Source organism: Roseateles sp. GW821-FHT09B06 (genome assembly GCF_059418245.1).
Map to the genome: position 1 here is coordinate 46,488 of NZ_JBWKPM010000006.1, position 14,229 is coordinate 60,716.

General features: G+C 67.6%; 13 protein-coding genes. 4 read left to right on the forward strand and 9 right to left on the reverse strand.

The genetic code is table 11. The features are described from left to right. Nucleotides 1-9 precede the first annotated feature (9 nt). Entirely contained in the window at nucleotides 10-228 is a 219-nt protein-coding gene (locus tag AC07OQ_RS07305) for a SlyX family protein (RefSeq protein WP_495052442.1), read from the forward strand. Between the two features lie 34 nt (nucleotides 229-262). Here AC07OQ_RS07305 and AC07OQ_RS07310 read toward each other — a convergent pair whose 3' ends face one another. After that, nucleotides 263-1,264: an aldo/keto reductase gene (locus tag AC07OQ_RS07310; RefSeq protein WP_495052443.1), complete on the reverse strand. Its 1,002-nt coding sequence runs from the start codon at nucleotides 1,262-1,264 to the stop codon at nucleotides 263-265. 62 nt (nucleotides 1,265-1,326) lie between these two features. Between AC07OQ_RS07310 and AC07OQ_RS07315 the strand changes: the two genes are divergently transcribed. Together AC07OQ_RS07315 and AC07OQ_RS07320 are read left to right on the forward strand one after the other, a co-directional pair. Then, a complete protein-coding gene (locus AC07OQ_RS07315) occupies nucleotides 1,327-1,929 on the forward strand; it encodes a glutathione S-transferase (RefSeq protein WP_495052444.1) in 603 nt (200 codons plus the stop codon). Between the two features lie 71 nt (nucleotides 1,930-2,000). Then, on the forward strand, nucleotides 2,001-3,908 hold the full coding sequence (locus tag AC07OQ_RS07320) for a B12-binding domain-containing radical SAM protein (protein WP_495052445.1): 1,908 nt from the start codon (nucleotides 2,001-2,003) through the stop codon (nucleotides 3,906-3,908). A gap of 95 nt (nucleotides 3,909-4,003) precedes the next feature. Here AC07OQ_RS07320 and AC07OQ_RS07325 read toward each other — a convergent pair whose 3' ends face one another. Then, nucleotides 4,004-4,384 (reverse strand): methylglyoxal synthase, encoded by a 381-nt coding sequence (locus AC07OQ_RS07325; protein ID WP_495052446.1) that lies wholly within the window; start codon nucleotides 4,382-4,384, stop codon nucleotides 4,004-4,006. Nucleotides 4,385-4,506: 122 nt separating this feature from the next. Here AC07OQ_RS07325 and AC07OQ_RS07330 point away from each other — a divergent pair, with 122 nt between their 5' ends. After that, nucleotides 4,507-5,859 (forward strand): TAXI family TRAP transporter solute-binding subunit, encoded by a 1,353-nt coding sequence (locus tag AC07OQ_RS07330; RefSeq protein ID WP_495052447.1) that lies wholly within the window; start codon nucleotides 4,507-4,509, stop codon nucleotides 5,857-5,859. Nucleotides 5,860-5,961: 102 nt separating this feature from the next. Here the strand turns inward: AC07OQ_RS07330 and AC07OQ_RS07335 are convergent, their stop codons facing one another. The 7 genes from AC07OQ_RS07335 to AC07OQ_RS07365 all read right to left on the reverse strand — a co-directional run bounded on the left by AC07OQ_RS07335 (nucleotide 5,962) and on the right by AC07OQ_RS07365 (nucleotide 14,219). Then, nucleotides 5,962-6,624: a glutathione S-transferase family protein gene (locus AC07OQ_RS07335; protein WP_495052448.1), complete on the reverse strand. Its 663-nt coding sequence runs from the start codon at nucleotides 6,622-6,624 to the stop codon at nucleotides 5,962-5,964. Between the two features lie 336 nt (nucleotides 6,625-6,960). Further along, nucleotides 6,961-8,544 (reverse strand): GmrSD restriction endonuclease domain-containing protein, encoded by a 1,584-nt coding sequence (locus tag AC07OQ_RS07340; protein ID WP_495052449.1) that lies wholly within the window; start codon nucleotides 8,542-8,544, stop codon nucleotides 6,961-6,963. A 362-nt stretch (nucleotides 8,545-8,906) separates the two neighbouring features. After that, a complete protein-coding gene (locus AC07OQ_RS07345) occupies nucleotides 8,907-9,662 on the reverse strand; it encodes an ABC transporter ATP-binding protein (protein ID WP_495052450.1) in 756 nt (251 codons plus the stop codon). Beyond that, nucleotides 9,659-10,498 carry an ABC transporter ATP-binding protein gene (locus AC07OQ_RS07350; RefSeq protein WP_495052451.1) on the reverse strand — a complete coding sequence of 280 codons (840 nt, stop codon included), beginning with the start codon at nucleotides 10,496-10,498 and terminating at the stop codon, nucleotides 9,659-9,661. Before AC07OQ_RS07350 ends, AC07OQ_RS07345 begins: the two co-directional genes overlap by 4 nt. Before the next feature lie 11 nt (nucleotides 10,499-10,509). Then, the gene (locus AC07OQ_RS07355) at nucleotides 10,510-11,424 is read right to left on the reverse strand and encodes an ABC transporter permease (RefSeq protein WP_495052452.1); all 915 of its coding nucleotides are present in this window, start codon (nucleotides 11,422-11,424) and stop codon (nucleotides 10,510-10,512) included. 5 nt (nucleotides 11,425-11,429) lie between these two features. Continuing rightward, nucleotides 11,430-12,473, reverse strand: a complete 1,044-nt coding sequence (locus AC07OQ_RS07360) for an ABC transporter permease (protein ID WP_495052453.1) — start codon at nucleotides 12,471-12,473, stop codon at nucleotides 11,430-11,432. Between the two features lie 117 nt (nucleotides 12,474-12,590). Further along, nucleotides 12,591-14,219, reverse strand: a complete 1,629-nt coding sequence (locus AC07OQ_RS07365) for an ABC transporter substrate-binding protein (RefSeq protein WP_495052454.1) — start codon at nucleotides 14,217-14,219, stop codon at nucleotides 12,591-12,593. Nucleotides 14,220-14,229: the final 10 nt, after the last annotated feature.

The following is a 14,229-nucleotide window of genomic DNA, read 5'->3' on the forward strand; positions in this document are numbered from 1 at the left end:
AATACAGCCATGGATACCGCACAAGCCCTGGAGCAACGCATCACCGAGCTGGAGATCAAGGCCAGCTTCACCGAGGACCTGGTCGACACGCTCAACGAGATCGTGGCGCGTCAGCAGCAGCAGATCGAGCTGCTGGCGCGGCAACTGACGGAGCTCAAGCAGCAGGGCCCGGGCGAGGGCGGCCCGACCATGCGCAGCCTGCGCGAGGAATTGCCGCCGCATTACTAGCCGGAGGATCCGCGGGCGTTGCCGGCTCACTCGCTCAAGCGCGTCGCTTTTCGATCGGATAGGCCGGATCCAGATAGCCCGGCGTCGACGGATGGCCGGGCGGCACCAGGCGGTCGACCAGGGCCTCGTCGGCATCGTCGATCCGGCAGTCGAGCGCGGCGAAATAGTCCTGCCACTGCGCCAGGGTGCGCGGACCGGCGATCACGGCGCTGACCGCGCGGTGCGCCAGCACCCAGGCGGTGGCGAAATGCGCCAGGCCCAGGCCCCTGGTCTCGCAATGCGCCTTCAGGGTCTGCGCGATCACCAGCGACTCCTCGCGGAATTCGGTTTCGAGCATGCGCCTGTCACCGCGGCCGGCGCGCGAGCCCTCGGCCGGCTGCGCGCCCGGCGCGTACTTGCCCGAGAGCACGCCGCGCGCGATCGGGCTGTAGGGCACGACGCCCAGACCGAAATGCGCGCAGGCGGCCAGGATCTCGACCTCGGGCTGGCGGTTCAGGAGGTTGTAGTAGGGCTGGCAGGCCACCGGCGGCGGCATGTTCAGCGCGCGCGCCAGCGCCACCGCCTCGGCGATGCGCCAGCCGCGGAAGTTCGACAGGCCCCAGTAGCGGATCTTGCCCTGCTCGATCAGCGCGGCGATCGCGCGCAGCGGCTCCTCCAGGTCCAGGCCCGGGAAGTCGCGGTGCAGGTAGTAGAGGTCGATATGGTCGGTGCCCAGGCGCTGCAGGCTGGCCTCGCATTCGCGCTGCACCCAGGCGCGCGAATAGCCGCGCTCGTTGGGCCGCTCGGACATCTTGTTGCCGATCTTCGTGGCCAGCACCCAGTCGTGGCGCCGCCCCTGCAGCAGCTCGCCGACCATTGTTTCGCTGCGGCCCAGCGAGTAGACGTCGGCGGTGTCGATGAAGTTCACGCCATGCTCCATCGCATGGTCGACGATGGAGCGCGCCTCGGCGGCATCGGTCTGGTCGGCGAACATCATGGTGCCCAGGCACAGGGCGGAGACTTGCAGCGGGCTCTTGCCCAGGGTCCGGTATTGCACGACGACTCCCTTCGATGGATGGCCGGCTATCCTATGCGCTTCACCATCCCGAGGCCAAGGCCATGCAACTGATCGGCATGCTCGATTCGCCCTATGTGCGCCGCGTCGCGATCGCGCTGCAGCGCCTGGGCCTCCCGTTCACGCACCGTTCGGTCTCGGTGTTCCGCGGCATCGCCGAATTCAGCAAGATCAATCCGGTGTTGAAGGCCCCCAGCTTGGTCTGCGACGACGGCACGGTGCTGATGGACTCCACGCTGATCCTGCAGTACGCCGAAGGCCTGGCGGGACAGCGCCTGCAGCCGGCCGACGCGCGCTCGCTGCGCCTGACCGGCCTCGCGCTGGCCGCCTGCGAGAAGAGCGTGCAGATCGTCTACGAGCACAATGTGCGCCCGCCCGAGAAGCTGCACGAGCCCTGGCTGGAACGCGTCACCGGCCAGATGCGCACGGCCTACGGCCTGCTGGAGGCCGAACTGCATGGCCGCCCCCATGCGCAGGACGACGCCGGCCTGACCGCGGCCGTGGTCTGGTTCTTCACCCAGCAGAAGCATCCCGAGCTGGTGCCGGCGGCCGCGCATCCGGCGCTGGCCGAGCTCTCCGCCTGGGCCGAGGCCCAGCCCGAATTCCGCGCCGCGCCGCATGGCGAAGGGGTTTACGTCGGAGGGTAGAAGAGGGCGAGAGGGCGGCTGGCAAAATACGCGCTCCTGCCGCGCCCTGCCAGCCCTCCCCGCCCCTGCCGATGTCCGCCTCCCCGCCGCGCGTGCTCGCCGTCATCCCGCCGATGACGCAGCTGAACACGCCCTACCCTTCGACCGCCTACCTGACCGGCTTCCTGCGCTCGCGCGGCGTGCCCGCGGTGCAGGAGGACCTGGCGCTGGCGCTGATGCTGCGCCTGTTCTCGCGCGAAGGCCTGGCGCAGCTGCACGCGGCCGTGGCGGCCCTGCCCGAGGGCGAACGCACGGCGCGCGTGCGCAGCTTCGCCGCGCAGTACGAACGCTATGCCGCCACCATCGCGCCGGCCATCGCCTTTCTGCAGGGCCGTGACGCGACGCTGGCGCACCGCATCAACACCCGCGGCTTCCTGCCCGAGGGCCCGCGCTTCGAAACGCTGGAAGCCTATGTCGACGAGGACGGCGGCGACCCGCTGGCCTGGGCCTTCGGCGCCCTTGGCTTGCAGGACCGCGCGCGGCATCTGGCCACGCTCTACCTGAACGATCTGGCCGACGTGCTGCGCGACGCGGTGGACGAGCGCTTCGAGTTCGTCCGCTATGCCGAGAAGCTGGCCACCGCCCAGCCGACCTTCGAGCCCCTGGCCCAGGCCCTGGCCGCGCCGCCGAACCTGGTGGACCGCAACTTGCAAGACCTGACCCTGGCCGCGCTCGCGAAGCACCGGCCCGAGGTCGTGCTGCTGTCCGTGCCCTTCCCCGGCGCGGTCTACGCAGCGCTGCGCATCGCCCAGGCCATCAAGGCCCATGACCCGGCGATCGTCACCGTGCTGGGTGGCGGCTTCGTCAACACCGAGCTGCGCGAGCTGAAGGAGCCGCGCCTGTTCGACCAGATCGACTTCGTCACCCTGGACGCCGGCGAGCGGCCGCTGCTGGCGCTGCTGGAACATCTGCAGGGCAAGCGCTCGCGCCAACGCCTGGTGCGCACCTTCGTGCGCGAGGATGCCGAGGTCCGCTACATCAACTTCGTCGAACCCGACATCCCCTTCGACGAGGTCGGCACGCCCACCTGGGACGGCCTGCCGTTGGACCGGTACCTGTCGCTCCTGGACATGCTGAACCCGATGAACCGGCTGTGGAGCGACGGGCGCTGGAACAAGCTGACCGTGGCCCATGGCTGCTACTGGAAGAAGTGCAGCTTCTGCGACGTGTCACTGGACTACATCTCGCGCTACGAGGCCGCCTCGGCCACCACCCTGGTGGACCGCATCGACGCCATCGTTGCCGAGACCGGTCAGACCGGTTTCCATTTCGTCGACGAGGCGGCGCCGCCCAAGGCCCTGAAGGCGCTGGCCCAGGAGCTGGAGAAGCGCGGCTCCGCAATCAGCTGGTGGGGCAATATCCGCTTCGAGAAGACCTTCACGCCCGAGCTCTGCCAACAACTGGCCGACAGCGGCTGCATCGCCATCTCCGGCGGGCTGGAGGTGGCCTCGGACCGGCTCCTGCAGCTGATGAAGAAGGGCGTCTCGGTGGACCAGGTGGCCAGAGTCACCAAGGGTTTCGCCGATGCCGGCATCCTGGTGCACGCCTACCTGATGTACGGCTTCCCGACCCAGACCGTGCAGGACACGGTGGACGCGCTGGAATATGTGCGCCAGCTATTCGCCAACGGCTGCATCCACAGCGGCTTCTTCCACCGCTTCGCCTGCACCGTGCATTCGCCGGTGGGCCAGAACCCGGCCGAGTACGGCGTGCGGCTGCTGCCGCTGCCGGACAGCCCCTTCGCGAAGAACGATGTCGGCTTCGTCGACCCGAGCGGCGTCGACCACGATGCGCTGGGCCGCGCGCTGAAGAAGGCGATCTACAACTACATGCACGGCATCGGTCTGGACGAGGATGTGCGTGCCTGGTTCGGCGGCCGCGCGCCCAAGACCACCGTGGGGCGGCACCGGATCGCGAAGGCGTTGGCGGCTGGTTGCTGACGGCTGAACTTTTTTAGCCCCTGTCTCGCCGATAGCAGCACGGGAGTCCCGCACGCACGCCACGAGACTCGTCGCAATACGTCGGGTCGCGTCAATCAGCCATCTGTTTCGCCGGCCCAGGCCTGCAGCATCACCCGCGCCCCCGCCACATTGGTCGCGCAGGGCACATCGTGCACGTCGCAGGCCCGCACCAGCGCGTTGATGTCGGGCTCGTGGGGCTGTGGCGTCATCGGGTCGCGCAGGAAGATCACGCCGTCCAGTTCGCCCATCGCCAGCCGCGCGCCGATCTGCAGGTCGCCGCCCAAGGGGCCGCTGAGCAGGCATTCGACATGCTCCAGCCCCGCCTCGCTGCGCAGGCGCCCGCCGGTGGTGCCGGTGGCGATCAGGCTGCAGGTCTTCAGGAAGGGCGCAAACTCGGTGGCCAACTCCACCATCGCGTCCTTCTTGTGGTCATGGGCGATCAGGGCAAGCTTCATATACGCATCTTAGGCCCCTGCCCGTTACGGCGTCGCGTCAAGTGGTGACCGTTCCGCGCATTTATCCTTGAGGCCGCCCGGCCGCAATGGACAGAAAACGGATCAAGAAAGAAAGAACGGACATGACTTCCTTCCAGCAATGGCATGCCACCCGCCGTCTGCGGCTGCTGGTGCAGACGCTGCGCGACCTGGTGGTCTCGCTGGGCCCGCTGCTGCTGCTCGGCGGCGGCCTGCTGGTGGCCGCCTACTGGTGGCTGGACCCGCAGCCGCCGCGCCAGGTCAGACTGGCCACCGGCCCGGCCGGCAGCGCCTATGCGAATTTCGGCGAGCGCTATGCCAAGGCCCTGGCCCGCGACGGCATCAAGGTGGAGCTGCTCGCCACCGAGGGCGCGCAGGACGACCTGGCCCATCTGCGCGCGGGCACGGCCGACCTGGGCTTCGTGCGCGGCGGCATGGCCGATCCGGTGGCCGACCAGGAGGCCGGCATCGTGTCGCTGGGCAGCCTGTTCTACGAGCCGATCTGGGTGTTCTACCGCCGCGAGCTGGCCCGCCGCAACCCGGCGACCCCGGGCGAGCTGCAGCGCCTCGCCCAGTTGCGCGGCCTGCGCGTCAACGTGGACCAGGACGGCAGCGGCGTGCCACAGATCATGGAGCGGCTGCTGGCCGTCAACCAGCTGAAGCCCGCCGATTTCCGCCTGATGCATCTGGACCCGAGCGCCGCCGGCGCCGCGCTGCGCCAGGGCCGGCTCGACGCCGCCGTGATGATCTCGGCCCCGCAATCGAGCCTGGTGCGCGAGCTGCTGCGCGATCCGGCCATAGCCCTGATGGCTTTCGAGCAGAACGAGGCCTATGCCCGCCACCTGCCCTTCCTGTCCACCGTGACCCTGCCGCGCGGCGTGGTGGACCTGGCCACCGACCTGCCGCCGCGCGACGTGCCCCTGCTGGCCACCACCACCGCGCTGCTGGCGCGCGAACAGACCCATCCGGCGCTGCGCCAGCTGTTCGCCCAGACGGCGCAGAGCCAGCACAGCGATGCCGGCTGGTTCAACGGCGCGCGCGACTTCCCGAACACCCGCACCAGCGAGCTGCCGGTCAGCGCCGAGGGCGACCGCGCCATCAACGGCACGCCGCCGGCCTGGGCGCGCTATTTACCCTTCTGGGCCGGCAATCTGTTCGAACGGATGTGGCTGGTGATCGGCGGCCTCCTGGTGCTGATGCTGCCGCTGTCGCGCGTGGTGCCGCCGCTCTACACCTTCCGCGTGCGCTCGCGCGTGTTCCGCTGGTATGCGCGGCTGCGCGAGGTCGAGGCCAGGCTGGAGACCGGGGAAGGCGAGCGCGAGGCCCTGCTGAACGAGCTGGACGAGCTGGACCGCGTGACCCACCGCATCGCGGTGCCGCTGTCCTATGCCGAGGAACTCTATGCGCTGCGCAACAACATCTACGCGGTGCGCAAGCGCCTGCTGGCGCTGAAATGAGCCCCCCCTACCGGCTTCACCGGCCCCCTCAAGGGGGCAGCGCCAGCCGCCCGGCAAAGCCGGATCGGCGGCGCTCGCTCGGGAATGCGGGCGCGCCTGGGCTCAGTCGCGGTCGGGCGCGCCCAGCGGGAAGAAGTGGCGATAGGGCCGGGCCTCGTCGACGGCGCGCGCGAGCGAGGGCCGCACCAGCAGGCGGCGGCGGTAGGCCAGCACATGGGGGTAGGCGTCGCCGATCGCATGGGTCCAGTCGGCATAGAACAGGAAGGGCGCGGCCGCGCAGTCGGCCAGGCTGAAGCGATCGCAGGCCGCCCATTTCCGCCCTGATGCCATGCGCGCGTCGAGCCAGGCATAGGCGGTGTCGAGCATCGCGCGGGCCTCGGCCACGCCATGGGCGTCGCGGCGCTCGGGCGGCCGCAGCGCATCGAACACGATCTTCTGCTGCGGCGTCGCGACATAGTTGTCGAAGAAGCGGTCCAGCATCCGTACCTCCAGCGCCGCGCGCGGATCCTCGGGCAGCAGGCGCACCGGGCCGGGCCGCTCCAGGCCCAGGTATTCGATGATGCAGCTCGCCTCCATCACGGTCCGCTCGCCGTCGACCAGCACCGGGAAACGCTTGATCGGCCACAGCCGCGCCAGCTCCTGCGAGGCCGGGCAGTCCGGCCCCTCCAGCAACCGCGGCTCGAAGGGGATCGCGTTCTCGTAGAACGCGATCAGCGCCTTCTGGCAGTAGGAGGAAAAGGGGTGGTAGTAGAGCTGCAGGGCCATGGGTGTGTCTCCTTGGATGGCGATGGTGCCACCGGGAGGCGACGAACGGGCTTGGCCATTTTCGACAAGCCCCGTTCGACATCCCCTCAGGCCGCGCGGCGGAAGCCTGCTGCACCAGGCTGGTGGCCACGGGGCTTCGGGGGCAGGTCTCTGGCTTGTCGAGCCTCTTCAGATTCAAGACTTGACCCTGTCGCCCTTGCAGCGGGTGCTGGCCTTCGCCGTGGCGAGTGGACTCACACTGCCTCGGCCAAAAACTGCCGTTCCCGACCGGCCGTATGCTGGTTGGCTGGGGGAATCGAACTCAAGCCTCTCTACGTCCAGAACTGCCCCAACTGATCACGCAATCAACTTGTTCGCAAACGCTGCCAAGCGGCCACACCGCGCCTTCAAGAACTTGGGGTAGTCGTCGTCGAATTCGCTTTCGACACAGAACGCCGAGGCTAGCGCTACTTCCCGGCCTTCGTTGTCCCCGACCAGCTCCTTCACGTACACCGACGGGCGCTTGCGTCCGATGCTCTTGTTTTCCGCCGCGCTCAGGAAGCAGAAGTTTCCGAGGACGTTTATTTGCTCATCCGGGATACTCAGGTCACGGAGGAATGCCCGGGGATAGATGTGATGGAACTCCGAGCGGTTGTAGCGCTGGAGCACCTTGTCCAAATCAACCGCTTTGCCCGAGAGCAGGCTGCGGGCATCGTGGTTGGCAAGCATCAAGACGAACGTCTTGGTCGCTGCCGCTCCGACCCGGAAGGAACTGGAGAAGAACTCTTCGTTCACCGCGATGTCGATCTGGTCCAACGTACTGGGTTGCCCGTTCTTGAGCCTCATCATCTGCTCGATATCGGCGATGGTGGTCTTTCTTGTTTGGCTGGTGTACCTGCCGGAGAAGCAGGTTCTCCAGAACCACCGCTTCAGCGCCTGGTAGGTCTTCCCGTCATACACGACTTCCTTGCCAGCAGGCTCGGCAAAGAAGGCCGAGAGCGGCACGAGCATTGAGGGATACGGCAAGAGCCGAAGGTGGACCACCTTCAATTGCTGCCGCAGGAAGTCAATGGCGCCCCGGATACCTTGCTCGACCCTGGTGAACTGCGCTCGCACCTCGCCGCCATTTAGATCGAGCAGCGTCTCGGCACCTGGCTTTCCCGTCAAGATGCCGGCCACACAGCTTAGGACCAAGTCAGCATCATCCCCGACTCCCTCGAATCCGAAATCAGACAGCTCTTCACGCAGTTCCTTAAACTTCTCGAGGAGGTCAAAGTCCTCATTCCATGTCCACGCCGACAGAAGTTGCAAGGTATCGAGCGGAAGGCCGAGGTGGTTAATCCGTTCGAAAACGATGGCGACGATGGACCGATCCTCACTCTTTAGAACTTGGACCGGAATCGACACCTCCTTGAACTTCTCCTGAAGTTTGTCAACGAGTTCGATTTGCTCTGGCTTTAGGTGTTCGGTCGCAGCGCGATACCTCACCGAATCGAACAGGACGTTCATCGGGAAGTACTTGGTCTTGTCGTAGTCCTGGCCTTCCGGAATGGCGACGAAGACGCTGTCCTGCGGGTTGCTGGGAGCCACCATGTCGAAATAGACGTCCGACCAGTCAGGATTTTCGCGGGGCGTCAGTTCAGTCTGGAAGACAGTAAAGAGCGAGGTCAGGCGCTGCTGACCATCGAGCACGTAGTCGATGGGATAGTCGACCTGCGGATCCGGCAACGTGAACGTGCCTAGGTCTCGCTCAGTCGTCAACTTTTGCTTCGTCCGCCAGAAGAGAAGAGAGCCAAACGGATAGCTCTTGTAGATACTGTCCAGAAGGTATGCCACACGGTCCATCTCCCACACAAAACCGCGCTGGAACGCAGGAATGCGGATCTCGCCGCTGACAACCGCGTCCAGAATCTTTCGAATTGAATAGTGCTGGTATTCCATGAGCCGCTCCGGCCTCGTGCTGCCTCAACGGCGCAACTGTATCCGACGGCCAGCAGGGGCCGACGCCACCAGGCGACGCGAGGACTCACCGCTGAGGCAGCGCCGGCCGAAACCTGCGCCTCAACCAAGTGGCGTTGACAGGGGACTGCCTTCTGGGCGGCTGGCTTCCTGGGGGCGACACGTGCACACACCCCGCGCCGCCGCCCCAACGCGCCAGTGCCTGCTCTCGGGCATTGGGTCAAGACGGGCGACCGACCGCAACTGGTTGGGACCGCCCGGTGGTCCCCGTCCCGCCAATGCCTGCAGCCAGCCTCAAGCTCGCGCTCCCACCGTAGGCTGCCCGTCCCCCTGAGTAAGCGCCCTCACCCCACCCGCCGAAACCCCGCCGCCGCCTGCATCAGCTGCTTCGTGTAGCCCTGCTCGACCCGGCTCTCGGCCAGCGCCGCCGCGTCCAGCAGTTCCACCTCGCGCCCTCGCTGCATCACCATCAGGCGCTCGCACAGATGCGTCACCACGCCCAGGTCATGGCTGACCATCAGGAACGTCAGGCCGCGCTCGCGGCGCAGCGCCTCCAAGAGGTTCAGCACCTCGGCCTGCACCGAAGCGTCCAGCGCCGAGGTGGGCTCGTCCAGCAAGAGGATCTGCGGCTCCAGGATCAGCGCGCGCGCGATCGCGATGCGCTGGCGCTGGCCACCGCTCAACTGGTGCGGGTAGCGGAAGCGGAATCCCTGGCCCAGGCCCACCTCGTCGAGCGCGCGGCGGATGCGCGCCTCGGCATCGGCGATGCCGTGGATCGCCAGCGGTTCGGCCAGGATGCGGTCCACCGTGTGGCGCGGGTGCAGCGAGCCATAAGGGTCCTGGAACACCATCTGCACCCGGCGGCGGAAGGCCGCGCTGCCGGGCTCGGGCGGGCTGCCCTCGCCCGTCAGCCTCACCGTGCCGGCGCTGCGCGGCGCCAGGCCGCAGATCGCGCGCAAGATGGTGGACTTGCCGGAGCCCGACTCGCCCACCAGGCCGAAGCTCTCGCCCGGCGCCACCGCGAACGTGGCGTCATGCACCGCGGTGAACTCGCCGAAGCGCACCTGCAGGTTCCGGATCTCGATGCCGAGGCGACTCATAGCTTCCAGCTCTCCTGGCGGTCCAGCGTGGGCAGCGGATGGCGCGACTCGCCCAGCCGCGGCAGGCAGTTCATGAGGCCCTGGGTGTAGGGATGCTGCGCCTCATGCAGCGCGCCCGAGCGCACTTCCTCGACCACCCTGCCGGCATACATCACCAGCACGCGGTCGCAGAAGCTCGACACCAGGCGCAGGTCGTGCGAGACGAAGATCAGGCCCATGCCGCGCTCCTTGACCAGCTTGTCGAGGATGGACAGCACCTGCAGCTGCACCGTGACATCCAGCGCCGAGGTCGGCTCATCGGCGATCAGGAGCTGCGGCTCGGCGATCAGCATCATCGCGATCATCACGCGCTGGCCCATGCCGCCCGAGACCTCGTGCGGGTAGAGCCGATAGACGCGCTCCGGGTCGTCGATCGCCACGTCGGCCAGTGCCTGCAGCACGCGCTGTTTGGCCTCCCTGGCCGACAGCCGGGTGTGCACGCGCAGCGTCTCCCCGATCTGCGCGCCGATGCGCATCACCGGGTTCAGCGAGTATTTCGGGTCCTGCAGCACCATCGCGATGCTGCCGCCGCGCAAGGCCCGGCGCTCGGCCTTGCCGGCGGCCAACAGGTCGCGGCCCTTGAAGGCCAGGCGCCTGGCCGTGATGCGGGCCTCGGGCGCCGACAGGCCCAGGATCGCACGGCCGGTCTGCGACTTGCCGGAGCCGGACTCGCCGACGATGCCCAGTCGCTCCCGGCCCAAGGTGAAGGACACGCCGCGCACGGCCTCGAAGACGCCGCCGTTGCGGGTCGGGAAGCTGACGCGCAGGTCGTCGACTTCGAGCAGAGGCGGAGCCATCTCGGGACTACTCATTTTTTGGGGTCCAGCGCATCGCGCAGGCCGTCGCCCAGCAGATTGAAGGCCAGGCTGACGACGAAGATGGCAAGACCCGGCCCCGCCGCGACCCACCACTGGTCCAGCACATATTGCCGGCCGGCCGCGATCATCGCGCCCCATTCGGGCAGCGGCGGCTGCGCGCCCAGCCCCAGGAAGCCGAGGCCGGCGGCGGTCAGGATGATGCCGGCCATGTCCAGGGTGACGCGCACGATCACCGAAGGCAGGCACAGCGGCATGATGTGGCGCAGCACGATGCGGCCGTGCGAGGCGCCGACCAGCTGCACGGCCGCGATGTAGTCGGCCTGACGGATCGTCAGGGTCTCGGCGCGCGCGATCCGGGCATAGGGCGGCCAGGAGGTGATCGCGATCGCCAGCACCGCGTTCTCGATGCCCGGGCCGAGGGCCGCGACAAAGGCCAGCGCCAGGATCAGGCGCGGGAAGGCCAGAAAGATGTCGGTGATGCGCATCAGCGCGGCGTCGATCAGGCCGCCGCCGTTCGCCGAGGAATAGCCGGCCACCGTGCCGACCAAGAGGCCGATCGGCGCCGCCAGCACGGCCACCAGCACGACGACGAACAAGGTGATGCGCGAGCCGTGGATCAGGCGCGACAGGATGTCGCGGCCCTGGTCGTCGGTGCCGAACCAATGCGCGCCCGAGGGCGGCAGCAGGCGCGTGGTGCTGAGGTCGCCGACATTCGGATGGTAGGGCGCGAGCTGCGGCGCGAACGCGGCCATCAGCACCAGGCCCAGCACGATCACCAGGCCCGCCAGCGCCAGCCGGTTGCGCGCGAAATTGCGCCAGCCGGCATAGGCCCGGCCCAATGCGGCCTGGCGGCGCGACTCGGGCCGCTCCGACATCAGCCATTCATGAAGACTTTGTGCGCTCATGTCGTTCAGCGCGCCCGCGTGCGCGGGTCCAGCAGTCGGTACAGCAAATCGGACACCAGATTCAGGGCAATGAAGATCGAGCCGACCACCAGGGTGCCGCCCAGCACCGCGTTCATGTCGGCGTTCTGCAGCGAGTTGGTGATGTACAGGCCCAGGCCCGGCCAGGCGAACACGGTCTCGGTCAGCACCGAGCCTTCCAAGAGGCCGGCATAGGACAGCGCGATCACGGTGACCAGCGGCACCATCGCGTTGCGCAGCGCATGGCGCCAGACGATGCGCGCCTCCGAGAGGCCCTTGGCGCGCGCCGCCACCACGTACTCCTGGCTCAGCTCGTTGAGCATGAAGGAACGGGTCATGCGGCTGATATAGGCCAGCGAGAAATAGCCCAGCAGCGCGCCCGGCAGGGCCAGGTGCGACAGCGCATTGAAGAAGGCGTCCCAGCCGCCGCCGTCCAGCGCGCTCAGCATGGTATCCACCAGCATCAGCCCGGTCACCGGCGTGATGCTGTATTCAAAGGCCACATCGATGCGGCCCGGGCCGGCCACCCAATCCAGCCTGGCATAGAACACGACCAGGGCCATCAGGCCCAGCCAGAAGATCGGCACCGAATAGCCGACCAGGCCCATCACGCGCACCGCCTGGTCCGCCAGGCCGCCGCGCCGCACCGCGGCCCAGACGCCCAGCGGCACGCCGATGCCCGCGCCGAGGATGATGCCCACCGTGGCCAGCTCCAGGGTGGCCGGGAAGACGCGCTTGATGTCCTGCAGCACCGGGTTGGCGGTCAGGATCGAGGTGCCGAGGTCGCCCTGGACCACCTTGCCCAGGTAGATCCAGAACTGCTCCCACAGCGGCTTGTTGAAGCCCATCTCCTCGCGCACCCGTGCGATCAGGTGCTCGGGAGCGCGGTCGCCGACGATGGCCAGCACCGGGTCGACCGGCACCACGCGGCCGATGAAGAAGGTGACGGCCAGCAGCCCCAGATAGGTCAGCGCGATGGTCAGCAGGAAACTGCCCAGCGCGCGCGCGCCGGGCTTCATACGCAAAAACATCAGCACATTTCTCGTTCAACGCCGCGCCGTATTTACCCAGCAGAGCCCGAGGATCCGGCTCCGCCGGTCCTGCGGGCTCGCCCCCTTGAGGGGGCGCGCGCAGCGCGTAGGGGGTGGTTACTTCTTACTGATCGTGAACATGTAGTTGCTGCTGAAGGTCGGCCCCAGCTTCAGGCCTTCGACATTGCTGCGGTAGGCCGCCACCTCGGTCTGCTGGAACAGCATCACGAAGGGGCTCTGCTTGCGGAAGTCCGCCTGGATCTCCTGGTACAGCGCGGCGCGCTTCTTGGCGTCGCGCTCCAGCGCGGCGGCGTCGCTCTTCTTGGTCAGCTCGGGGATGTCCCAGGCATTGCGCCAGGCCAGCGGCTTGTTGGCCGCGCCATCGCTGTTGTCGGGGTTGCGCGCGAAGGTGTCGGCATTGGTGTGCGGATCCCAGTAGTCGGTGCCCCATTGGCCGATGTAGATGTCGTGGCTGCGCGCGCGGTACTTGGTCAGGGTCTGCTTGCCGTCGCCGGGGATGATCTCGATGTCGATGCCGGCGCGCTTGGCGGTCTGCTGGAAGCTTTCGGCGATGCCCTGCACCGGCTGCACGGTGCGCATGTCGATGGTCACCTTGAAGCCGTTCGCCAGGCCGGCCTTGGCCAGCAGGGCCTTGGCCTTCTCGACGTCGAGCCTGAAGGGCTTGTCGCTGCTGGCGCCCAGCAGGCCCACCGGCAGGAAGTTCTGGTGGATGCGGCCGATATGCTGGATCAGCGTGCTGCCGATGCCGTCGTAGTCCACCAGATACTTCATGGCCTCGCGCACCTCGGGCTTGGCGAGGTTTGCGTTCTTCATATTGAAGCTCATGTAGTAGACCGTGCCCTTGGGCTGGGTCGTGGTCTTCACGTCCTTGCTGGCGGCCAGGGCCGTGATGTCCTGCGGCGCCAGGTTGCGCGCGATGTCGATGTCGCCCTTCTCCAGCAGCAGGCGCTGGGTCGCAGCCTCTTTCACATGGCGGTAGATCACGCGCGCCAGCGGGGCCTTGGGTCCACCGGCGTAGCTGGCGTTGCGCTCCAGCGCGATGATCTCGTTGGCGCGCCACTCGCGCAGCTTGAAGGGGCCGGAGCCGGCATAGTTGGTCTTCAGCCAGGCGTAGCCCATGTCGCCATTGGCTTCCTTGCTCTGCACCAGCTTCTTGTCGATCACGGCGGCCACGTCGGCGGTCAGCGCGTTCAGCACCAGGGTGGTCGCATAGGCCTTGTCGGTCTCGATCGTCAGGGTCAGCGGGCCGGTCTGCTTGATGCGGTCCTTGACCAGGTCCTTCTTCAGGCCGAACTGGGTCAGGATGAAGGCCGGCGTCTTGTCCAGCAGCACGGCGCGCTGCAGCGAATAGACGACGTCCTCGGCTGTCAGCGCATTGCCGGATGCGAACTTCAGGCCGGGCTTCAGTTCGAACGTGAAGGTCTTGCCGTCGGCCGAGACGCTCCAGCCCTTGGCCAGGTCACCGACCTGCTTCGACGGATCCTTCAGGTCCAGGCGCAGCAGACGGTCATAGGTATTGCCCAGGATCTCGCCGGCCGACAGCTCGAAGGACTCGGCCGGGTCCATCGAGATGATGTCGTCGAAGGCGAAGGCCTGGACCAGCGTGTCCTTGGGCGTGGCGGCCTGCGCGCCCTGGATGCCATAGGCCAGCGCCAGGCTGGCGGCCAGCAGGCCGTGGACGGCGCGGCGGGAAATTTTCTTCGGGGTCGGCAGGGGGTGGCTCATACGCTCCTCG